This window comes from Chthoniobacter sp., from assembly GCF_040003245.1.
Classification (GTDB): Bacteria; Verrucomicrobiota; Verrucomicrobiia; order Chthoniobacterales; family Chthoniobacteraceae; genus Chthoniobacter.
The window spans coordinates 1-22,481 of sequence record NZ_JBDUCX010000103.1 but is presented as its reverse complement, the minus strand read 5'-3'; the positions used below and the strand labels follow the sequence as shown (position 1 = coordinate 22,481).

At 61.3% G+C, this 22,481-nt stretch carries 16 protein-coding genes; 11 read left to right on the top strand and 5 right to left on the bottom strand.

What is annotated here, in order from left to right; all coding sequences use genetic code 11:
* The first annotated feature begins 148 nt into the window (after window positions 1-148).
* Window positions 149-382 (top strand): hypothetical protein, encoded by a 234-nt coding sequence (locus tag ABJF10_RS15530; protein ID WP_348545503.1) that lies wholly within the window; start codon window positions 149-151, stop codon window positions 380-382.
* A 5-nt stretch (window positions 383-387) separates the two neighbouring features.
* Here ABJF10_RS15530 and ABJF10_RS15525 read toward each other — a convergent pair whose 3' ends face one another.
* Both ABJF10_RS15525 and ABJF10_RS15520 read right to left on the bottom strand, forming a co-directional pair.
* Entirely contained in the window at window positions 388-1,059 is a 672-nt protein-coding gene (locus ABJF10_RS15525) for a hypothetical protein (RefSeq protein ID WP_348545502.1), read from the bottom strand.
* Between the two features lie 8 nt (window positions 1,060-1,067).
* Entirely contained in the window at window positions 1,068-1,754 is a 687-nt protein-coding gene (locus tag ABJF10_RS15520) for a PIG-L family deacetylase (protein WP_348545501.1), read from the bottom strand.
* Between the two features lie 133 nt (window positions 1,755-1,887).
* Between ABJF10_RS15520 and ABJF10_RS15515 the strand changes: the two genes are divergently transcribed.
* The 4 genes from ABJF10_RS15515 to ABJF10_RS15500 all read left to right on the top strand — a co-directional run bounded on the left by ABJF10_RS15515 (window position 1,888) and on the right by ABJF10_RS15500 (window position 9,745).
* The gene (locus ABJF10_RS15515) at window positions 1,888-3,558 is read left to right on the top strand and encodes a tetratricopeptide repeat protein (protein ID WP_348545500.1); all 1,671 of its coding nucleotides are present in this window, start codon (window positions 1,888-1,890) and stop codon (window positions 3,556-3,558) included.
* Window positions 3,559-3,849: 291 nt separating this feature from the next.
* Window positions 3,850-4,782 carry a hypothetical protein gene (locus ABJF10_RS15510; RefSeq protein WP_348545499.1) on the top strand — a complete coding sequence of 311 codons (933 nt, stop codon included), beginning with the start codon at window positions 3,850-3,852 and terminating at the stop codon, window positions 4,780-4,782.
* Window positions 4,783-4,970: 188 nt separating this feature from the next.
* Complete coding sequence (locus ABJF10_RS15505) at window positions 4,971-8,216, top strand: hypothetical protein (protein ID WP_348545498.1); 3,246 nt, start codon at window positions 4,971-4,973, stop codon at window positions 8,214-8,216.
* A gap of 752 nt (window positions 8,217-8,968) precedes the next feature.
* Entirely contained in the window at window positions 8,969-9,745 is a 777-nt protein-coding gene (locus ABJF10_RS15500; protein ID WP_348545497.1) for a transaldolase, read from the top strand.
* Window positions 9,746-10,000: 255 nt separating this feature from the next.
* On the opposite strand, the gene ABJF10_RS15495 is transcribed toward ABJF10_RS15500, so the two are convergent.
* Window positions 10,001-11,968 (bottom strand): tetratricopeptide repeat protein, encoded by a 1,968-nt coding sequence (locus ABJF10_RS15495; protein WP_348545496.1) that lies wholly within the window; start codon window positions 11,966-11,968, stop codon window positions 10,001-10,003.
* 201 nt (window positions 11,969-12,169) lie between these two features.
* Between ABJF10_RS15495 and ABJF10_RS15490 the strand changes: the two genes are divergently transcribed.
* The 3 genes from ABJF10_RS15490 (at window position 12,170) to ABJF10_RS15480 (ending at window position 15,900) form a co-directional block, all read left to right on the top strand.
* On the top strand, window positions 12,170-12,580 hold the full coding sequence (locus tag ABJF10_RS15490; protein ID WP_348545495.1) for a prepilin-type N-terminal cleavage/methylation domain-containing protein: 411 nt from the start codon (window positions 12,170-12,172) through the stop codon (window positions 12,578-12,580).
* A 585-nt stretch (window positions 12,581-13,165) separates the two neighbouring features.
* A complete protein-coding gene (locus ABJF10_RS15485) occupies window positions 13,166-13,576 on the top strand; it encodes a prepilin-type N-terminal cleavage/methylation domain-containing protein (protein WP_348545494.1) in 411 nt (136 codons plus the stop codon).
* Between the two features lie 206 nt (window positions 13,577-13,782).
* Window positions 13,783-15,900: a tetratricopeptide repeat protein gene (locus ABJF10_RS15480; RefSeq protein WP_348545493.1), complete on the top strand. Its 2,118-nt coding sequence runs from the start codon at window positions 13,783-13,785 to the stop codon at window positions 15,898-15,900.
* Here the strand turns inward: ABJF10_RS15480 and ABJF10_RS15475 are convergent.
* Window positions 15,875-17,821, bottom strand: a complete 1,947-nt coding sequence (locus ABJF10_RS15475; RefSeq protein ID WP_348545492.1) for a DUF2079 domain-containing protein — start codon at window positions 17,819-17,821, stop codon at window positions 15,875-15,877. The two genes, ABJF10_RS15480 and ABJF10_RS15475, sit on opposite strands and share 26 nt — an antisense overlap.
* Before the next feature lie 76 nt (window positions 17,822-17,897).
* Here ABJF10_RS15475 and ABJF10_RS15470 point away from each other — a divergent pair, with 76 nt between their 5' ends.
* The 3 genes from ABJF10_RS15470 (at window position 17,898) to ABJF10_RS15460 (ending at window position 21,430) form a co-directional block, all read left to right on the top strand.
* Window positions 17,898-20,282: a hypothetical protein gene (locus ABJF10_RS15470; protein ID WP_348545491.1), complete on the top strand. Its 2,385-nt coding sequence runs from the start codon at window positions 17,898-17,900 to the stop codon at window positions 20,280-20,282.
* A gap of 118 nt (window positions 20,283-20,400) precedes the next feature.
* Window positions 20,401-20,565, top strand: a complete 165-nt coding sequence (locus ABJF10_RS15465; protein ID WP_348545490.1) for a type II toxin-antitoxin system HicB family antitoxin — start codon at window positions 20,401-20,403, stop codon at window positions 20,563-20,565.
* A gap of 151 nt (window positions 20,566-20,716) precedes the next feature.
* The gene (locus tag ABJF10_RS15460; protein ID WP_348545489.1) at window positions 20,717-21,430 is read left to right on the top strand and encodes a hypothetical protein; all 714 of its coding nucleotides are present in this window, start codon (window positions 20,717-20,719) and stop codon (window positions 21,428-21,430) included.
* 54 nt (window positions 21,431-21,484) lie between these two features.
* Here the strand turns inward: ABJF10_RS15460 and ABJF10_RS15455 are convergent, their stop codons facing one another.
* Window positions 21,485-22,264 carry a transporter substrate-binding domain-containing protein gene (locus ABJF10_RS15455; protein ID WP_348545488.1) on the bottom strand — a complete coding sequence of 260 codons (780 nt, stop codon included), beginning with the start codon at window positions 22,262-22,264 and terminating at the stop codon, window positions 21,485-21,487.
* Between the last annotated feature and the right edge of the window lie 217 nt (window positions 22,265-22,481).

Below are 22,481 nucleotides of genomic sequence, written 5' to 3'. Positions count from 1 at the left end.
TTCAAGCTCACTCCGCCTCCTCGTACCAGTCAAAAGTGCATAACAGTCTCTAGGAGCCGGCGCCTCCCCGCCGTTACCCGCCGCAGAGGGCGAGGTTTCCACGCTGCCCGCCGGTGTCATTCGCAAAGGATCGCTGGCCAACCAGAAATTGATATTCGATGCCAGCGTCGCCGCCTCAGGGAAGCTGGCGCAGATGGGCTACACCTACGATCCGCGCCGCCATCATTTCCAGCCGTATGTCGTGAGCAACCCCCGCGGCACCCCCGGGCAAAGACGTTGGACCGAGCGGTGGATATTCGCGATCGACGGCAAAGACATCCCACTGACGATCGATTTCAGCGAGGATGGGCTCGGCGCTGCCAACTACACCATCCGCCGCTAGAGTGATCACCGGGTGAATTTACCCCTGCCAGTGATCTCCCTGAGTTCGACTTTGCGGAAGACGGTCTTCGCGTCGCCGGTGGCGAGACCGAGGAGGCGTTTGTCGCGCAAGATCCAATAAGGCTGTATTTCGACGTCCGCATAATCCGTGGGCCATTTGTCGATCGTCTGGCCATTGAGCACTACCTGGACGCCGGTGTTGCGGACCTTGACGACGGAAACGTAGGGTGTGCGCGCGGCGATGCCTTGCGGTCGGTGAAGGGTGGTGCGGTTGGCACCGAGGCCCGCGCCCTTGAGGTAGTGAAAGGTGAACATGCCGTCGGTGGACATGACCCAGAGGAAAGGGACGTCGCGATGGGCGAGCAGTTGGATGATACAGTTGGAGCCCGCGAGTTTTGTGAACGCGATGCGGAAATCGTATTCGTCGGGCGGATGATAGGGAATTTCGATCCGTTCCTGGCCGTCGCCGGAGGAAGAGACCGACTGCTTTTCCACTTTCCACGTCCCTTGCACGGTGTCCTTCGCGGGATCGATGGAGGGCAGGAGATCGATAAAGCCGTCGGGCGTGAGCGTCTGGGCGCGAGTACCGGTGCCGGCGGTGAGCCACATGCTGAGGCTGAGCAGGGCGGTGAGGACACGTGGGAGAACATTACCCGGGGAGGGGCGATGTCGTTGCATCAGTCTGTTCATAGGATCTCGCTGGGCGAAGCCGTCATGGCCCAGACCGCTTCGGCATATTTCACTCCGCACGTCGCGCCACGGTAGCGGGCGATGGTTTCCTTGAGGGTGCGCGAGCTGTCCGGTTTCGCCGGATCGAATTCCGTTTTGTTTACGAACGCCATCAGTCGGCCCAGCCAATCCACGGCCGCGTCCCACTCGTGCGTCACGTCCACGAAGGTATTCGGCTCGAAGCCGATGGTGTGGCGCGGGCCGTTGTCGAAGCAGTAGAGATGGCGCGGCGCGGCGCAGGCCCGGCCGAGCACCATGTGCGGCTGCGCCAGTGCCGCGCGGCAGATCGCCGAGGCCGCTTCGTGGTCCGGATGCCGGTCGTGCGGCCAGAGCAGGAACGCCGTGTCGGGCTTCACCTCGGCGACGATCTCCGCGACTTCGCGCTGCGTGTCTTCATCGAGGCGAAAGTGGGCCGAGGCCCGCGACAGAAAGCGCATCTCCATCCCCCGCTCGCGCGCCAGCTCCCGGCTCACCTCCAGCAATTGCGCGTCCCGCCCCACGACCGGCGGCCACGCCGCGTAGTCGCCGATCACCGCGACAATGACCACGCGATGATGCTGGGCGACCGCCTTGAGCAGGATACCCGGAATTCCGAACACGCAGTCATCGTAATGGGCGCCGATGGCGAGAATCGTCTGGGGCATGGCTGGCGATGATAGCGATTTTCCGCCCCGCGCCTCCACTCCCATTTTTCACCCTCTCGGACACTCGCTCACAAAAATCCCGTGCCTTTCGGCGCGGCGCGGTGTGTTGTGCGGATTCCCAATTCTCCTTCCCATGTCCGCCGTCACGGTCCAGCAAGCCTTCGACCTCGCGGTCCAGCATCATCAGGCTGGCCGGCTCGCCGAAGCCGAGGCACTCTATCGGCAGATTCTTGCCGTTCAGCCGCAGCATGCGGACGCGCTCCATCACCTCGGCGTCATCGCGCATCAAGTCGGCCGTCACGATCTCGCCGTGGGGTGGATTCAGCAGGCGGTGACGCTGAACCCGGGCAATCCCGCGGCCCATGGCAATTTGGGAGAGGCCTGGCGTGCCTTGGGACGGCTCGACGAAGCAGTGGCGGCGTATCGTGGCGCGCTGGGAATCAGGCCGGACATCCCCGAGGTTTACAATAATCTGGGCAACGCCCTCAAAGAGCAGCGGCGCTTCGACGAGGCCGCGGCGGCGTATCGACATGCGATCTTGCTGCAACCGTTACTCGCCGAAGCCCACAGCAACCTGGCGTCCGTCTTGACGAATCAGGGCCGCGCGGAGGAAGCGATCGCGGCGTGCCGTCGGGCGCTGGAACTCAAGGCGGATTTTGCGGAGGCCCACAGCAATTTAGGCGCGGCACTGGCCGAACTGGGGAGGTTCGACGAAGCCGTAGTCGCGGACCAGCGGGCGCTCGAAATCCGGCCCGACCTGGCGGAGACGCATCGCAACCTGGGCGATGCGCTCATCGAACTCGGAAGATACGATGAAGCGCTCGCCGCCTTTCACCGCGCGCTGGAAATCCGCCCCGGCGATGCGGACGCCAGCTTCAGCCAATCGCTGGCGTGGCTGCTCCACGGCGATTTCGCGCGCGGCTGGCCGGCGTATGAAAGACGCTGGGAGGCGCATCGGCTGACCCGGCGGAATTTTTCCCAGCCGCTGTGGGATGGCGCCGCGCTCCCGGGCGCGCGCGTGCTGGTCTACGCCGAGCAGGGCTTCGGCGATGCGATTCAATTCATTCGCTACGCGGAACTCATCGCGGAGCGCGGCGGCCAGGTCATTGTCGAGTGTCTGCCAGAGATGGTGGAACTCTTCCGGAGTGCCCGCGCGGTGAGCGAGGTGGTGGCCACCGGCGGGACGTTGCCCCCCTTCGATGTCCACGTGCCGATGCTCAGCCTGCCGCGAATTTTTCAGACAACCCTGGAAGGCATCCCGCGCACGGCGCCCTATCTTTCGCCCGATCCGGGGCGTCGTGCGCTTTGGCGGGAGCGGCTTGGCAGCGACCGAACCCGCCTGCGAGTCGGCGTCGCCTGGAGCGGCAGTCCGCGCCATCGGCACACGCGCAAACGCGACCTTCCCTTCGAAAAGCTCACGCCGCGGTTCCGCCTGGAAAGCGTCGAGTACTTCCGCCTCCAGGTGGACGATGCCGCCGAAGCGAACCCGCCGCCGTCCGGCATCTCCGGCATGATCGATCACCGCGAGCACATCCAAGACTTTGCCGACACCGCCGCGTTCATGGCGGAACTCGACTTGATCATCTCCGTGGACACCGCTGTCGCGCACCTCGCGGGCGCCTTGGGCCGCCCGGTGTGGACGCTGCTGCCCTTCGTGCCCGACTGGCGCTGGGGCCTGGAGCGCGAGGATACCCCATGGTATCCCACGATGCGCCTCTTCCGCCAACCCGCGCTCGGCGATTGGGATACGGTCGTGCAGCGCGTGGCCGGCGAATTGGAGACCATGGCGACGCAGAGGCCATAGAGCCATCGATTGGCGTGTTATACCATCTCTCAGAATTGTTCTAACGGTTGAGGCAGACAGGATGGAGGAGAAAGAGTTGGAATGAGGAAAGTAGGAAAACAGGAAACCTTGGGAGGCGGGCGGAGGTGGTTCGTCCGGTTCCTGATTGATCCCTCTTCCGGACTGGGGCCGCGCGGTTCAGTCGGGCAAATTACAAAAGGTGGTATTAGTTGGGAGCCAGCGAGATTGCCCTTTTACGCACATTTTACATGGCGCACAGGCGGCGTTGACACATCCTTTCGCCATCCCCCTATGCTTCGAAACGTGCAAGGCGCCTCCTCTCTTTTCGCCGCGCTGCTCGCCGCCGCGTTTCTCCTGCCTGCACCGAGGGCGCGGGCGGAAGATGCCGAAGCTCGCGCCTGGCGGATGAATGTGCCGCAGTTCGAACTGCGGGACGCCTCGATCGTGGAAAGTTTCCGCGCCCTGGCCGCCCGCAGTCGCGCGCTCGACCCCGCCCACGAAGGAATCAATTTCGCCTGGCCCGATGGCTTGCCCACCGACGTGCGCCTCAACCTGCACCTCGTGAACGTCCCGCTGCGCGAAGCCGCCCGCTACGTCGCCCGCCTCGCCGGCATGCGCCTCGCCCCCCGCGAGTACGCCTTGCTCTTCCTCCCCGATGACGACCTCCTCCCCAACGTGCCGCCGCCCCCGAGCTTCAGCGCCGCTGCCCGCACCGCCGCAGAACTCATCCTGCCCCGTGTGGAATTTCGCGACGCCACCCTGCCCGCCGCCCTCGCCTTCCTCGAGGCCGCGGCGCGCGCGGTCGACCCGCGCAAAACCGGCGTCAATGTCGTCCTCGACATACCACCCGAACTGCGGGACACGCGCATCACCCTGAGCCTCACGAACCTCCCCTTCGGCGAAGCCCTGCGCTACGCCGCGACCCAGGCCAATCTCGTCGTCGTCGAAGAATCCTACGCCCTCGTCGTCACCCTGCCCGACGGAACCCAACCGCCGCGCCCCGACCAGCAACCGCTCCCCGGCGAACCCGCCTCTCCCGACATGAGCCAGTGGAAGAGCCGCTTGGACAAACGCACCCAAGCCGCCTCCCCTGGCGCCGCCCGTGACCTGAGCGGCGACATCCAACCCGAAAAATCCGGCTACATCCCGCGCCGCTCCATGGGTGGCTTTCCCTCGTCGCTGGATCCCAACAATCAATTGGACACCAACGGCCGGGCGAAGTGAGGAGAAATTACAGGCCTATCCTTGCAAGACGGCACCGAATCCGTCTTTCCGAGGCAAGCAATGCCATGCTGACGGAGGTAATTCATGAGATTGGCAGCATGCTTCGGGCATGTTAGAATTGGTTTGCTCGCCGCTCATATTAAGCCACTTGCAAGAAGCGGCGCCTTTGGCAGGCCACTAATATTTTCATGATTGGATTCGAATTCGGAATAGGAACGCTGCTCGCACTCTTAACTTTTCTGCGGAGCGAAGTCGGTGGTCGCCACAATCACGAGGAGTTGCTTCGCATCATGAACGAGGGCGGCAAAGCGGAACAGTTCCGGGAGTGGCTCCGTCAAAAGCATCAAGTGGAATTGGTTCAGATGATCGACTCTTCTAAAATCGAGCTTGTTTCCGAATTGGCATCGCTCGGAGGTAGCCTCGATCAATTTGCATCCGAAGTTCTGCGAATTTCCGGTGACCTGGAAGAGCGTTTCCGTGACCTAAACAATCGCATTCGCCCGCCGGTGCTTTCGTCGCTATCATTGCCAACGCGGCCGAGAGCTAATGTTGCGATCAAGGGCCGCGAGCGAGAAATGAAATGGTTGGTTGAGAGCACGGGAGATATTCTTGTTTCAGGGCAGCCGGGGTCTGGAAAGACCGAGTTGCTCCAAACTTTCGCCGCAGAGCAGACCGCCCGTTTTATCATCACCGAAGATCCGGATGAGGCCGCCGCGGCGCTACTGGCGAGCCATCCTCCAGTTGTCGTCGTTGACGACGCAGGAACCAAGTATGACCTGATCATCCGGCTGAGGCATTTGCGCGCCGAACAGCGTCTGAGTTTTCGCATCATCGTAGTCTGCTGGCCCTTCGACAAGACGATGCTTAAGCAAGTTTTGCAGGTAAATGATGCGGCTACGCTCGATTTGGAAGGCCTTCCTAGGAAGACGATCGCCGAAATCATCTACGCCATCGCGGCCTCGAAACGTGTGACGGTCAACGACCAATTTGTCCGGGTGGTCGCCAAGCAAGCTCGGGGGATGCCGGGTTTGGCCGCATCTTTGTCGCTGGCGACGATTGATGCGACTGGTGAGGCATTGATCTCCGGGGAGTTGCTTTTGAAGGACCTGACTCCTTTCCTATTGCGCGTGGCCGGGCCGCATGCCGTCCAGTTGCTTGGCGCCTTTGCGTGCGGTGGAACGAAGGGTGTTGCGTTCTCAGTTGTTGCTCAGCATTTGGGGAAAGAGATCGTGCAGGTGATGGTGGATGCCCAGCGCGTCGCGCTGGCAGGCGTGCTGGAGCAGACCGGAAAAGAAACCCTGAGCGTACAACCTGATTTTCTTCGTAGCGCGCTTTTGAAGGAAACATTCTTCCCGACGGACAAGCTTGCTCTCCCCTGGGGGGTCTGCGAGGCCGTCATCAACTCCGCAGTAGAGCCGGTGCTCGGCTATCTGGAACTCATACATGCCTGTGGCCGGGCGGCTGCGCCAGTTCCAATAGAGCATCTTCGCGAAGTCACTTCGCAGATGGGGGATCCCAGGCTTTGGGAGGCGATGGCAGAGATGGACGAAAGAAACTGCGAGTGGGTAATCGAATCCGCTCCGGCGCTGTCCGCCGAGATCAAGCGTGCGGCGCTCCACTACACACCCACGCGGGCTATTCCTATTTTGCTCGCATCCGCCGTGGGGGAGACGCGGCCCCTCAACGCATTTACAGAGGCTGACCTTAGACTCCTGGAAGATTGGATCTGCGCGAGTTGGTCCAATGCTGTTGAGCGGCGGCGAATGCTTTTCGGGGCGGCAATTTCTTGGCTGAAAGCTGGAGGCGATGTCCCCGTTGCACTTTCCGCTGTTCGATTGAGCTTCGGCCTGAATCATCGCGAAACGGACTCAGATCCAGCCGATCCGCGGACCTTGCGTTTGCGTGACGCCCTCCTCTCGCTGGATGCCGCCCGGGCTGTGTTCGATCAGTGGAGAATCTTTCTCAGCGAGTTAAGCTCCATGGACGCTCCGCCTTGGCCCGGAATTACTGCGGTCGTTGACAACTGGCTTCACAGTGACACACGGCGCGGCGATGGCATACCGGATGATTACGTCGCGTTTCTGTTATCTTCGACAATCCAGATGATCGGAGACCTTCTTCCTATTGCTGGGGACAACCAAGCAGTCCTTCGATGGGCTTACTTTCGCGCACAAAGCCTCGGCATGCTCATCGAGCCCTGTCCGGTTCTGCCGGAGTTCTTGACGCTGTTTCCAAAGGAACCGTTCGATGGCGATTGGGAGGAGATCGAACGGGAAAATACCCGCGATGCGCAAGCGCTTGCCAATAGATGGATCGAGAGGCCGATAAAGGATATCGTCGGCGATTTGTTGAATTGGGAGAAACAAGCAGATGCACTTGGGCGCGTTTGGCCGCAGATGATTCCGGTTTTCGGCGCGAAACTGGCTGAAATCAGGTTTCTAACGAACGAGGAATTGAGCGTCGTTATTAGCAACGCGTCCTCATCGGCTGCGGGCCCATTTGTGGAGGCGGCGATCACGCAGGGGCGAATGAAAACTGAGCACTTTCAGGCATCGATCGACCGGCCGGAACTTCATGGAATTCTGATTCACCATACGCTCGCCGGCAGGACCCCAGACATCTATGAGGCGTTGCAGTCGCGACTTCCGCGATGGGAATCGTTGGTTGAATCCCTGTGCCTGCGAGGCGAGGTGACAGATGAAATGTTGGAACTCCTTTTACGGCACAAGGACGACCATCTGCGTCAGGAAGTTGCATTTTACATGTTCCGAGCGAGGCGAGGCGTTCCCTTTTCACTACGTGCTTCATGGAGTGGCATTGTCGTTCAATCCCTGATCAGGTTGGCGAATGGACACGACGCCGATCACCCATACGATCTGACTCAAATTCTGGCGTTCGATTCATCGATCGCTCCTGCCGTTATGAATGGGATACTGAACTCGGGCGTTGAGATGCATGGATATCTTGCTGGTGGATTGATATCTCACCTCGTCGCTCTTCTCGAAAAAGAGGAGCGGAAAGCGCTGCTTCATCGCTGCACCCACCTGGCCTATTCGCCGCTACCTCATCTACTGGTCGGTAACGATGAAGATCTTTACCGCGAATTGCTGAACATTGCGGAACTCAAACGCTTCTACCGTAACGCGTTGATTGGTGATCCAAATGCAGGAAACTGGATAGCACTTGCCAAAATTGCCTTGGCGGCGGGCCATTCTCCTAAGGACGTTTCTTACGCCGTGAACAGCGGCGGCTTTGGCTGGAGTGGTGGTCTCTCAAATTACTTTCAAGAATGGGTCGAGCGGTTCGAGAAACTTCGCCAGAATGCTGATCCAGACATTCGGCGTATTGCGGACGAAGGATTGAAGTGGTCGAAGGCTCAACGTGAGACGGAGCGCCGGTCTGAACGGCTGCAGGAAATCCACGGCTTCGACTAAAAGCGGAAAACCGCGGCCAGTCCTTTCAGAACCCAATTCCACCCGGAAGGTGGAACCACGCAATTCAGCCGAACGATTTCCCGCCGCGCCCAGCCGATAGCAACGCGATGGGGACACCGTCGATGGGAATCCCACGGTTCACGAGCTTGTTGGTCATGACAGCTCGATGCCATTGACACCGCCCGGCGCTCATTTTTGACTTGACTTTTGGCGAGCGATGTGCGACACCACGCCTGGAAATGGGGGATGGAAGATGGAAGATGGAAGATGGACAATGGGAGAGAACGCCACGCGAGTTTTGGCGTCGCGGAGCGGCCGGGGAGGTTCTTTGACAGACTGGGCGGGAGGGACTTGATGCAAATGAGATGCAGTAATGCGTCTACCTTCGCGTCGGGATTGGTTGCCGATAGCCTTTGATTGGCCTCGGACCGGGCCAGAGTAGAATCAGGCTGGTCAAGGCGGATCAAGGCCAGTCAAGGCTGGTAAAGGCGCGAATTTTTTCCGGATTGGCGCTTCGACCCAGTGGGCGCCGGTGTTCGTAGTGCCAGTCCATTGCACTCAGATATTCGAAGAGGGGAAGCGATTGGCGCTTACCCTGGTTGGTCGACCAGTTGGCTCAGTTGGCTTGGTTGCGGAAAATGGTGTTTTAAACCGCAAAAATAGTGATTTATCAGAGTGAGAGGAGGGATGGGATGCCGCTTCATGGTCCTCCGGCGGCCCTTGGCACGGATGAAGCTTTTAGAGGGCGCACCATGAATTCGCTCACCGCCCTGAACGTCAAGATTTACGCCGATGGCGCCGATAAGGCCGGCATGCTCGATTTGTACCGCAATCCACTCATCCAAGGGATGACGACGAACCCGACGCTGATGAAGAAGGCGGGCATCTCGGATTACGAGGCTTTTGCCAGGGATGTGCTGGAGACGGTGACGACGAAGCCGATTTCGTTCGAGGTGTTTGCCGATGATTTTGTGGAGATGCGGCGGCAGGCGCTGCGCATCCGCGACTGGCAGAACAATGTGTATGTGAAGATCCCGGTGCTGAACCCGGCGGGCGAGTCCTCGGTGGAATTGATCCGCGACCTGGCCAGGGAAGGCGTGAAACTGAATGTGACGGCGATCCTTTCCGAAAAGCAGATCGAGCAGGTGGCGTCGGCGCTGGACGCGGCGGTGCCCTCGGTGGTGTCGGTCTTTGCCGGCCGCATTGCGGACACCGGGCGCGACCCGATGCCGATCATGCGCGCGGCGCATGAGATCCTGCGCGGGCAGCCCAAGGCGGAGTTGCTGTGGGCGAGCGTGCGCGAGGTTTACAATATCTTCCAGGCTGAGGAGGCCCGGGTACACATCGTGACGGTGCCGCATGACATTCTGCACAAGGCGATCAGCATGTGCGGGCGCGACCTGGATGCGCTGTCGCTGGATACGGTGCAGATGTTCGATCGCGACGCGAAGGCGGCGGGCTTCACGCTGGCTACCGGCCGGCAGGAGCTGGCCGAAGCGGTGGCCGCGGCGATGAAGGTGGCGGCGTAGGGGGCTTTTCCATTTTCCATCTTCCATCGGCCATGGCGGTGGGGAGAGGGGAGAATAGCAAATGGAAGATAGCAGAGGGAAAATGGATCTCGCGACGAGGGGTGTAGGGCGCGTGTCCTCACGCGCCTGGATGGCGCTGCGATCCTGATCTTTCCCCGGCGCGTGGGGACACGCGCCCTACACTGCGGTCGACTATGCGGTGAGGCCGTTCTGGGCCACGACTCGGCGGTCATAGACCGCCGCTACAATCAGACGCTACAGTGGCGGCGAGGCCTTCGGTGGGGGAGCGGCGATTTTGTCGCGGAGCTCGAGGAATTGGCGCTGGTTCGGGCGGAGGCGCAGGGCTTCCTCGATGGCGGCTTTGGCTTCCGCGGGCTTGCCCATTTCGTCGCGGACGTGGGCAAGGAGATAGTAGGCTTTGGCGTCGGTCGGTTCGGCGTCGATGGCGGCGGAGAAGAATCTTTCCGCCAGCGGCCAGTGCTTTTCGTCCATCTCGAGCACGCCGCAGTTGTTGAGCGTGCCGACGTGGTGGGGATTGAGTTTCAGGGCGCTGCCGTACCACTTCCGGGCGAGGCTGCGGTCGGCGGTCTTGGTGGGTTCGTCGGTGGTGGGCTGGTTGCCGCGGGCCAGCCAGAGATTGCCGAGCGCAAAATCGATGTCGGCGTTCTTGGGGACGTACCGATAAGCGGTCTCGAGGTTTTGCTGGGCGCGGTCGAAGGCTCCGGCGGCGGCGGCGGGGTTCTGGCGCTCCAGCTCGAGCTCGCCGGCGGTGGTGGCGCGGATGCCGGCCTTATAGTGGTCGAGCGACCAGAGGCCGATGTCGCTGCGTGGGATGGAGACGAACCACGCGGCGCCGGCGCAGAGGACGACATAGAGACCGGCCCGCGCCCACCGGGCGGCGATGAGGTTTTGCCAGAAGATCCAGAGTCCCGCCGCGCCGAGGATCATGAGCCCGGGCACGGCCGCGAGCCGGTAGCGCTCGGTGACGAACACCGGCAGGAGGGCGCACATGTGCAGGAACACCGCCGCCACGACCCAGGCTGACCTGGGAAATCGCCGGAGAGTGGGGAGCAGCCCGGCGAGGCCGAGAGCGGCGATGAAGCCGAACTTCAGGCCGGGAGGCAGGACGCCATCGTCGCGCAGGAGCTTGATGATGCTGAGGTCGTCATACTGGTAGGCGTTCCAAAAATTCCCAAATTTGACGACTATAAGTCTCATCCATGCGGAAAAATGGGTGGAAATATAGGCGTTGGCCTGAGCCGACCAGTATTTTGAGACCTCCGCGCGGGTCAATTTTCGGCCTGCGGCCGACTCGGCGAGGGTGATGGAGTCCTTCAGGAGACCCTCCTGAGTAGCGCGGATGCCGGGAGGCATCTTGGGGTAGCCGGTGGCGGTGGGATTGTTGCCGATCCAGAAGTTGATGCCGCTGTGGGCGGAGAGCATCACCGGTTCGTGAGCGATGTAGTAATTGTGGATCCAAGCGGGCGAAGCGCCGACGTACACGCCCGCCACGAAGACCGCCATCGCCGCCGCCATTTTCGGCATGCGCACTCGCCACGGCTGGCCCTGCGCGACGCTGCGAAAAATGGCGGCGATGAGCAACGGCACCGCAAAAAGAATGGTGGCCACGAGCATGGCGACGAAGCCGACGAAAAGGCCCAGGCCGAGCCACGGTTTCCACCACGAAGATGCGCGCGTCTTCACCGCAAACCACAGACAGAAATAGTAAGCGAAGACGAGCCAGACAGTCGGCATGAGCACTGCGGAAAAGGCCTGCGCGGGTGTGAAGAAAGTCCAGGCCAATGCCGCGCCGATGCCGATGAAATCAGCCCTTCGCGGGGATGCGTAATGATTTTCGCTACGATCGCTGACTGCAAAAACTTCACGAGAAATTTGCCACAGCACGACAGCGATTCCGGCGTCGAGCAGCGCTTGCAGGATGCCGACGACAAAGGGATCGAAGCCGCCGACGAGCAGGAAGATGAGGGCGAGGCAATACGCGTAGCCGGGCAGGCCGTAGAAGGCTTGGTGATCGGTCCATTGACCGTGCGCAATTCGCATTGCCCAGTCGCTGTAGAACTTCATGTCGTCGCCCTCCGGCAAAAAGCTCAGCGAGTGCGAAAAGCGGACGAGCACGAGCAGCCTCACGCCGAACGCGAGGAAGAATAACCACAGGCCGATGGAGACGCGGCGGGGGTTGGAGTTTGGAGGGGGCTCGAACATGTGGTCAGTCAGTTGGCTTCAGTCCAGAAAGAATGGCGCGAGTGCAATGCGTGATTTTACGTATCAATCTGAATTGCCCCGTTTTCACGAATTTCTAGAAAAGTTCAATTACGTGGCATCACGACTGCTTGATTAGTTCTGAACAAAAAGCGGAGCAATCCGCAGTCAACGTCACCATTAACCGAAATCATAAATAATCCTATGTTGCAGAAACTGAACAAAAATCGTGGGGGCTTTACCCTCGTTGAAATCATGATCGTGGTCGCCATCATCGCCCTTCTGGCGGCGATTGCGGTGCCGAACTTCCTGCGTGCTCGCAAGCGCTCGCAGGCCACCCGCATTCTGGAAGATCTCCGCATCGTTGATTCGGCGATCGACCAGTACGCGATCGAAAACAACAAGTCCGGCGGCGCCACCGTCCAGTGGGTCGACATCCAGAACTACCTCAAGAAGGGTTCTGTGCTCTATAATTCCGGCGGCACCGACCTGCTCGGCAATATGTATAGCGCCGGTTCCTTCTCGGTGGACTCGCTGCCCAAGCTCAGCGCCACCAGCTTCCAGAAGCTGTCCGACGTGGCCCCGAGCGACTTCTGGTCGCCCTTCTACCCCTGAGCCGCTTAGCTTAGCTTAGAAATCACTTTTCAGCCGCCCACCTGTTCGCAGGTCGGGCGGCTGAATCTTTTTTGGAGAGATGGCGTTGCCGGGGTGGGCTGACCTTGCTGACGGCTTCCACCCGCAACCGAAGGCTTGTTACAGATATTGCCGCCTGGATTCCGGGGGTCGGGACTGAACCATCGCCGGGCAATACGCTGGAAGATCTGTATCCGCCCCATGGATCCACAGGGCCAGTCAGCCCAAAGGGCATGTTTCACTTCCGGGGACGGTCATGGAACGGAGAAAAACGCCCCAAAGTCGCAAATATGCGTCGCAAATTTGCTAAAAACGAAAGGCCTCGGTGAGAGGATGGGTCACAAATCCGGGCCGTGAATAATTTTTCAACAACACGTATTTATACGCATTTTACTCTCTGAATCGTGCGAGGCGATGCTCCCGGTCGTGCCGTTTCTCGGAAATGTTTTCTGTGAATTTGAGAAGGCGAAAGCGGACGCGGCAACCCATTTGCTAAATACCATAATCTATCCACGGGGCTGCAGAGCCCCACCGAACTCAAAACCGAAAACACAGACACTTAATCCTATGTTGCAGAAACTGAACAAAAATCGTGGGGGCTTTACCCTCGTTGAAATCATGATCGTGGTCGCCATCATCGCCCTTCTGGCGGCGATTGCGGTGCCGAACTTCCTGCGTGCTCGCAAGCGCTCGCAGGCCACCCGCATCCTGGAAGATCTCCGCATCGTTGACTCGGCCATCGACCAGTACGCGATCGAAAATAACAAGTCCAGTGGCGACGCCGTCACCTGGGCTGACATCCAGAAGTACCTCAAGAACGGCTCCGTGCTCTATAATTCCGGTGGCACCGACTTGCTCGGCAACCAATACAGCGCCGGCTCGTTCTCGGTCGACACCCTCCCCAAGCTCAGTGATACGAGCTTCGGCAAGCTGTCCGACGTGGCCCCGAGCGACTTCTGGTCGCCCTTCTACCCCTGAGCCACTTAGCTTAGCGTAGAGATCACTTTTCAGCCGCCCACCTGTTCGCAGGTCGGGCGGCTGAATCTTTTTTGGGGAGAAGTGTTCAGTTTTCAGTGTGCCGCCTTGCGTTCCGTAGGGCGATGCGGGTTCGTCCGGTGAAAACTTCGGGCGGAAGGCCGAAAACTCCCCACCTCGGCACTGCGTTCGCTTAAAGGGTAGATCGAATGCCCGCCGCTGCCCTTTCCCCTTTGCCTCCCTCGCCGGTCGACCGCTTGGTCCGTCCGTGGGTCGTCTTCTTGTTGTGCCTGCTGGCGGGCTTTGCCGTTTACGGCCCCGCGCTGGGTGGCAGTTTCGTCTGGGACGACTTCTATCTCGTTCGCGAGAATCCCTTCTTCCGCAGCCCCGTCTTCGGCTGGGAGGTCTTCCGGCACTATCTCTTCTTCGATTCCTTTTCCACCTACTACCGTCCAGTGCAGAACTGGTCCTACATGCTGGACTACTGGATCTGGCGCGGCAGCCCGTTTGGCTACCATTGCACCAATATCGTCATCCACAGCCTGAGCGGGTTCCTGCTCTTTCTGCTCTTGCGCCGCTTATTGCCCGGCCTCGTGCCGAAGGCGGCGGACGGCGGACGGGCTCGGTTTGACTTGGCGGCACTGCTCGTGGCGCTGGTTTGGGTGGTGCATCCCATTCACAATGCCGCCGTGGCTTACATCTCGGGCCGGGCGGACAGTCTCGCCGCGCTTTTTGCGCTCAGCGCCTGGTTGCTCGTCCTGCGCGCGATGGATAGCGGCGTCGTTGTTTGGAAAAAGGCCGCGCTCGGGTCGCTGGCGGGCGTGGCGTTGCTGATTGGCCTCTGCTCCAAGGAAATCGCACTCATCTGGCTCGTGCTCCTCCTCGTTCACCTGTTCGCCTTCGATCGTGAGCAGCCCTGGCGTGTGAAATGGACGGTCCTGGGCGGTGCCTTGGCCGTCTTCGCTTGCTACGCCGTATTGCACGCCCTGCCCGACTATCGAGCCCCCATGCAGGATGGGCCGTCGGCGCCTTGGGATGCGCGCGTGCTCCTCATGTTCCGGGCGCTGGGCGACTACACCGGCCTCATCTTCCTGCCCACCCAGCTCTACATGGAGCGCTCGATTTCCAATTCCGCGATCTACAGCACCGTGGCTGCGTGGCGCGACCACTCGCGCTATGAATATCTTTCCATCCTCGGCCTGCTCGCCGCGCTGGGCGCCATCGCCGGGTGTTGGAAAAAGGGGTCGGGCCGCTCGTGGCGCCTCTTCGGCGCTGTCTGGTTCATGCTCGCCTTCCTGCCCATTTCCAATCTCTTCCCGCTCAATGCCGAAGTGGCCGAGCACTGGATCTACCTCGCGAGCATCGGCTTCTTGATTTTCCTCGCTGGAGTCGTGCTGGCGTTGCCCGCCCGCGGCCGGGTTGTCGCGGCTTGGGTCGCGGTGGCGGCCATCGCCGGGCTGGGCATGCGCACCGCGATCCGCAGCGGGGATTGGATTGATGGGGAAACTTTCTGCGCGCGCACCATCGCCGATGGCGGAGCGACGCCGCGCATCCTCAGCTCGCTCGCCTCCATCTATGGCCAGCGCGGGGATCTGAAACGACAGGAAAAGGTGCTCCGCCGCACCATCGCGCAGTTCCCGGAATTCCCGCCCGCCCGCATGAACCTCGGCATTTGTCTTTCACGGCAGCGTCGCACGTCCGAGGCCGAAGCCCTGCTCGGCGCCACCACCCACGCGCAGGCCGATCAGGTCGCGCGGCAATACCCCCGCACCTGGCCGGCTGCCGTCCAGCTCGCACAACTGCGGCGCGATGCCGGGCACGTCGACGAAGCGCTGGCCACCATTCGCGAGGCGCGCGGACGATTTCCGGAGACGTGGGAGCTGGTGAAAGCAGAGGGCGAACTCCTGCGCGGCTCGGTCGGACCCGCCGCCGCGATCCCGATCGTGCAGGCATTCGCGGCGACGCATTGGTGGCATTACGATGCCCAGTCCACCCTCGGCGCGCTGCGCTTCGCCGCCGGTGAGCCCGATGCCGCGATCACCGCCCTGCGCGCTGCGAGCGCGCTCGATATCTACGATGGCCGCGCGCTGGCCGGCGTCGCCGAGATCGAAAATCAACGCGGCCGATCCGACGTCGCGCTCAACGCCCAGCTCGAGGCCATGGATCGCGACCCCGACCAGCCGAAGCACTACGCCGAACTCGCCTCGATCCTCGAGAAACTCGGCCGCCAGAACGCCGCCCACGCCGCCCGGCGCAAGGCGCAACTCCTGACGCTCGAAGCCCAGCGCGGCTCGCAAATCCTTACTTCTCTGCCGCTGGCGCCGTGAAATCCCCCGGCTTGATGATCGTCGCACCGAGATCGATCAGCGTGAGCATATGCGTCTGGTCCCCGGGCGGCATCTTCTTGCTCCAGGCCGCTTCGTTGTTGTCGTAAAATTCCGCGAACACCGCGTGGTACCCGGGGTGCATCCACGTCGGGAAAACGACGTTCCACTCCTCGGTATAGCGCCCTTCGCCAGCTTCCGGCGCGCAGATCCCTTTCACGATCGGGAAGAGCCGTTTGCCATCGGAGAGCACCAGCATCAGCCACGGAAACCGCCGCCGTTCACCGATAAAATTCCACGTCATCTGGATCTGCCATGCGCCCGGCAGTTTCCTCGTCACTTGCAGGTCGGCCAGCGTCGTCTGGTCGTCGATTCTCGTCGGCGCGTGCTGTGATACCGGCGGCGGAATCGGTTCCCCGCGCCGCAACACCGCCACCGCATTCCGCGACTGCGTGCGCCAGTGCGCCTGGATCAGGTAGTCGTTCAGCAGCCGATCGCTCGACGGCACGGAATGCTCCGCGTCGATATGACTCCACGGATGGTAATACCCCGCGACGGTATTGAACGTGAGCGTATCGCCGTAATCGATGACCACCACATCCGCCGTCGGCGGCGGGACGTAGGCGACGACGCTCAGCGTCTTCAAGCCCTTCAAGATATGATGCAGCGACACGAGCTTCTCGCGCTTGGCGAGATGCGGCAGAAAGCCGAGCCCGGCGGTCACGGACGCATCGTCGGGAATGTCCGCGATCATCTGCGCCTTCCATTCGCGCTCCTCGAGCACCGCGCTGAGGCCGGGAATTTCGCGCGCAATCTCCCGCGCCGGGCCGAAGCGGAAATGGGCCAGCGCACAGGCCACCAGCACCGCTGCGGCAATCGCCGTCTGCGCCCGCAACCGCGTCAGCGCCTCCGCCGCTGCCACCCAGAATAGCGCGAGGAACGGCGCCGGATAATGCGCCCCGAGCGTCCACTCCGAATAGCGGTAGGAGAGCAGGTGTTGCAGCAGCAATGGCGCGGAGATCAAGAGCCAGCGCGGGCGCAGGAGCGGGAGCAACAACAGTGGCAGGAGCAGCGCGGGCAGCATATCGCCTTGCGCGGAAGGGGAGGAAGGGTGCGCGTAAAGCGCGGTGCGCAACGCGCCCAGCACCAGATGCGGCTGCGTGAAAAACTTGTGTATGATGTCCCCCGGCGAATTGCCGAGATGCCCATAGAGCTGGAGATAATCGACGTTGCCTGCGTTCAGCGCCGGGCTGATCACCTTGCCGAAAATCAGCAGCCACCCCACCGCGAGGCCCATGGGCAGAAAGTTCCAGGCCATCTGCCATTGGCGCCCGCGCTTCCATTCCAGCACCGTGAAGACCGCGCCGTACATGAAGAGCAGCGGCGCCATGTTCTCCTTCACCGCCAGCACCGCCACAAACCACAGCCAGAACCGCCCGTAACGTTCCGCCAGCCGCGCCTCCAGCAGCAGCAGCAGCAGCGGCGCCGCCAGCGCCTCCGGATGAAACTCGTAGATGCCGATCGAAAACGTCACCGGCGAAACCACTGTCGCCAGCGCCAGCAACAGCGCCGCCTTCGGCTCCAGCTTGAGCAATTGCCCGATCCGCCACGCCGTGAACGGCATCGTCGCAAACGCCAGCGTCTGCACCGCCACGAAGAGCATCGGATGCGGGCAGATCGCGAAAAGCGGCAGGAGCAAAAAGACAATCGGCTCCGCGTGATTCCCCATCAGCGGCACATTGAGCAGCGACACCATCCACTTCCCGCGCAGCGCCAGCCACAGCGCCTGCACATAAAACGCGAGATCGAAAGTCCCGTACTGAAACGTCCACCAATGCCACCACGAAACCGTAAACGTCACCGCCGAAAACAGCAGCGCCACCCAGATCAAGACCCGGCGCACAGTGGAGTTTTCAAGAGACATTCCGCTGGCTCATAGCGGGCGAGCGGGGAAAAGACAACTGCCCCCATTCCCCTGCATGTTAAGCTGGGCGTCCCCCATGAAAGCTCCCTGCCTGCTTCTGTTCCTCGCGCTGGCTCCCATCGTCGCCCTCGCCGAACCATCGCCTCGGCGCGTGGAGGTCACCCGGGATCTCTGGATTTCTTCCTACGAGAAGGAGCGCGAGGGGAACAACGGCGCTTCGCCGAAGCTGAAGCTCAAAGGCATCCAGGAGTTTTTCCTCGTCGATTTCGACCCCGCACCGCTGCAGGGGCAGCGCGTTGTGCGCGCGGAGTTGCACTTGCATCTCGAGGGCACTGAATCGCTCGGGCGCGTCACGGTTTCGAGTGTTGCGGAGGAGTGGGTCGAAGGCAGCGGCACCAGCTATGCCCACGTGCCGGGTGCGAGCAGCTTCGCCTGGGCCCGCACCGGCGAGCAGCGTTGGCGCGATGCGGATATCACCGGTGCGATCCATGGCGCCGGGGGATCGCTGTGGGGATTTGGCGACGCGACGCCGCGGAATGCCGAGGGCTGGCAGGTCATACCCGTCGCGCCCGAGGTAGTGCAGGCGCGGCTCGATGGGCGCAGCCACGGCTTTTCGGTGATGGACGACGTCGGCAACGAATACACGCGCCATGGCGAAACCATCGAGTATCGCCAGTTCCCCAATCGCTATTTCACCAGTCGGGAAGGGTCGCGCAAGACGGCGCCGTATTTCACGCTCTGGCTGGACGATGGTCCCGCGGCGCCAACGCCCCAAGCCCCCACGCTGCTGCTGCAGAAGACCGCGGCCGCAAAGTTGCCGGAGCTTCCGACGACGTCACCAGGTGCGTCGCATGTTCCTCCCTTCGCGGCGCGCGATGAATTCGGCGAACCGCTCGCGTCGCTGGATTTCTTTGCGGCGCGCAATGAGTCCATCGCCTTTTACGTGGAAGCGCCTTCCGCCGGCAGCGTGGTGGAGGGAGCGGCCGGGCTGCAGGTCTCGCTGTTTTCCATGCGCAAGGTCGAGGGGCACTTCGATCCGCTCGTCCCCGCCGGATGGAAAACGGCGCCGGATTCTGAGGACGCCGGTACTTTCGTCGAAGTGTACGTGCCGCGCGACGCGAGCCCGGGAGCGCACGCCGTCACCCTCGCCGTCGGCGGCCAGCGGCTCACCTTCGCCGTCCACGTCTGGAACTTCACTTTGCCCGATCGCCTGTCGTTCATCCCGCAGATGAATTGCTACGGCCTGCCCGGTCATGAGCGCGATTACTACCGGCTCGCGCACGAGCACCGCACCACGTTGAACCGTCTCTCCTACGGCTGGACCGGCAAGGTGAAAGCCGCCCCGAAGATCGAGGCCGATGGCCAATGGGACTGGCGCGCGTGGGATGCGGAGTTCGGTCCGTTGCTCGATGGTTCGGCGTTCGAGGGGACGCGGCGCGGACCGGTGCCGCTGGAAGCGTTTTATCTGCCGCTCAATGAAAACTGGCCCATGGATCAAGAGCGGCATTTCCGCGGCGGCTATTGGATCGAGAACGCCTACGACGACGGCTACTGGCCGGAGTTTCGCGACGCGGCGGCGCAATTCGCCCGGCACTTCGCGGAGAAGCAATGGACCGAGCCGGTCTTCGAGTTTTATCTCAACAACAAGATCTATTTCAAACGCGACCGCGGCAATCGGTGGGACGCCTGCAGCGCAGCGTGGATCCTCGACGAGCCCGTGAATACGCAGGATTTTTGGGCCTTGCGGAAATTTGGGCTCGAGTTCCGGCGCGCGGTCAATGCCATCCCCGGGCCGCACCTCGCGTTTCGCGCGGACATCTCGCGGCCCGAATGGCAGCGCGACATTCTCGATGGCGTCACGAACACCGAAGTCGTCAGTGGCGTGCTGCGCACCTATCGCGACCGCGTCATCGGACGCGCGCGGCAGTTTGGCAACCAAGTCTACATGTATGGCTCCGCGAATCGTATCGGCACGCCCAACATCGTCCCCGCCGCATGGTGCGTGGAGACGTGGTCTCTTGGCGCGGATGGTGTGGTGCCATGGCAGACGATCGGCAAAGAGAGTGCGTGGACGAAAGCGGACGAGCTCTCGCTTTTCTATCCCACCGCCGATGGTCCCGTCCCCAGCCTGCGCCTGAAATCCTTCCGCGCCGGCGAACAACTCGTGGAATATCTCACCCTGTATTGCGCGCTCGCCGGTGAAAGTCGCGACGCCGTCGGCGCCGCCATCCTCGCCGAGCCGGGAATGCAGGCCGTGTTGAAAAAGAAATCCGAAGCCGACGCCGGCGATTCTCTCTTCGGCACGGATGCCCACCGCTCGCTCACCTCGCTCCGCCAGCGCCTCGGCACCTGGCTCGACACGAAAGCACCCGCCCCGCGGGACCGCTGGCACGATCCCCGCCCCACGCCCCAGAACCCGTCCCAAGTGCGCACGATCACCGCGATGCCCGCGCCGCAGTGAGTCTCCCGGCCGGTTTCGGTTTTCGCTAGATCCTGATAGACCGGCCTCGGTTGCGCCGCCGCTGGGCTAAGTGCAGAAGGAGGCTGGAGGAAAAGCTGCGTTCCGGTAACTTGGTCGCATGAAGCGAAGTTTTACCGCGGTCATTAAACATGATGAGGGCTGGTGGATCGGCTGGATGGAAGAAGTTCCCGGCGTGAACAGTCAGGGCCGGACGAAGAAGGAGCTGCTGGCCAATCTGCACTCGGCGCTCCGCGAGGCCCTGGAGATGAATATGACGCCATGAGCATAAACGAGATTCTCGCAGAGATCCCGCGCTTGAGCGCTAGCGAACGGGAAGTGCTTATCCATCATCTGATGGAAATGAATGAGGGATCGGATCCAGAAAAACGCCGAGAATGCCGTGCATGTACTTTGGAACCTGCCCTGGAAACAAAATGATCACACGCCTCCGGAATGCCGTCATATATGCGTCCCTTGGCGTAATGGGTCTTCTTTCACCTCCACAAAGTGTCGCGATCGAAGTTGGTGACGTTAAAATAGTAGACCATCCGGATCGGTGGACTGAGAGACGCAGAGAGTATTCGTTGATCACCAATGGAAAGTCTGATCAGCGATTTTATTTTGCCGCTAATGAATTGCGCGCGATGGACGGGCATTTCTTTTGGAGCCTCCGCATCGTGCTGGCAAACGCAGATCAATGGGCGCCTGAGGTTCGTTCTAATGAATATTTAGAAGCAATTTATAGTTGTGTCGACCAGTTCGCCCACGATTTTCCCGACGCAAATGTTGCGTCTGTTTGGATCGAATTCACTGACGATAGCAAGCTTTGGGCTGAAATAAGAAAGAGCCTCGTTTCTGTTCTTGAAGAGAAACGAGGACCTGCAACAGAATTTCCCGCCGAAGCCACCGAAACGGTCGTTCGCCTGCTTAATACATCCCCTTATATGCACGAGATTGCTTCGTCGGTTGCCAGGCGTTTGAATCGCGAAAGCACAGCGGTTCACTTGGCAAGTGACGGCATCGCTCTAGACGAGCAGTCTCATGGAAAACCTTGGAATTCATTACTGAAGACTCCGCACCTCGGAATCGCTATGAGTTCGATATCGGTGACTATTGGTCTCAAACCTTTGGACAAGCCCGTCCGATGACTTTAAGGGCCACCGTCTAGCCCGTGGGCGCCGCGGTGATTGAAGCCGCACCAGTCAAAACACAAACGGCACGCCGAGTTTTTGGAACTCGGCTTTTTGTTCGCTGAGCCATTTGTCGCCGAGTTTGTCGAAGCCGCCTTTCGTTTTGTAGTCGGCGAGGAAGGCGTTGACCTGGGTGCGCAGGGCGTCGTTGCCTTTGCGCAGGCCGATGGCCCAGGTTTCGGATTGAAAGGGGGTGAGGATGGCGCGGGTGGTGTCGGGGTTTTTGCGCCAGTTTTGCAGGGTGGAGAGCTGGTCGAAGAGGAAGGCGTCGGCTTTGCCTTGGGCGACTTCGAGGACGCAGGAGGCGGGTTGGTCGAGGACGAGGACGCGCGCTTTTTTCAATTGCTGCGTGGCGTAGATGTGGGCGGTAGTGCCTTTCACCACGGCGGCGGAGCGTCCGGCGCGATCGACGTCGGCGATGGATTGGATATCGGTCTTCGCGCCGACGAGCAGGCAGAGGCCGGTCTTTAAATACGGCTCGGAGAAGTCGATGGATTGCGCGCGCTCGGGCGTGGCGGTCATCGAGGAAATGACGAGGTCGACACGGCTGGTCTTGAGCGCGGGGATGAGGCCGGCGAAAGGCGTGTTCTCGATCTGCACGGGGCGGTGGAGAAATTCGCCGAGCGCCTTGGCGAGGTCGACACTCACACCGATGGGCGCGCCGGTGGTGTCGCGCGTCTCGAACGGCGGATAGCTCAGGTCCATGCCCACGATGAGCGGTTTGTCGGCGGCGCGGGTGGCGGCGACGAACGCGAAGAGGAAGAGGAGGGCGAGGCGGTGGAAGGATTTCACGGGGCAGACGCTAGGTGTTCCGTTTTCAGTGGGCGAGGCTGACTTTGATCGCGCAGCCAAAAGGAATTTACCGCCGAGGCGCGGAGGCGCGGAGGGGGGGGAGAGAGATTCGGACCGGGAGACAATGAGACAATCGGAGGGCGCCCTCTCTCTGGGTCCGACTCCCAGTCTCATTGTCCTCCCCCTCCGCGCCTCGGCGCCTCGGCGGTTTTTATTT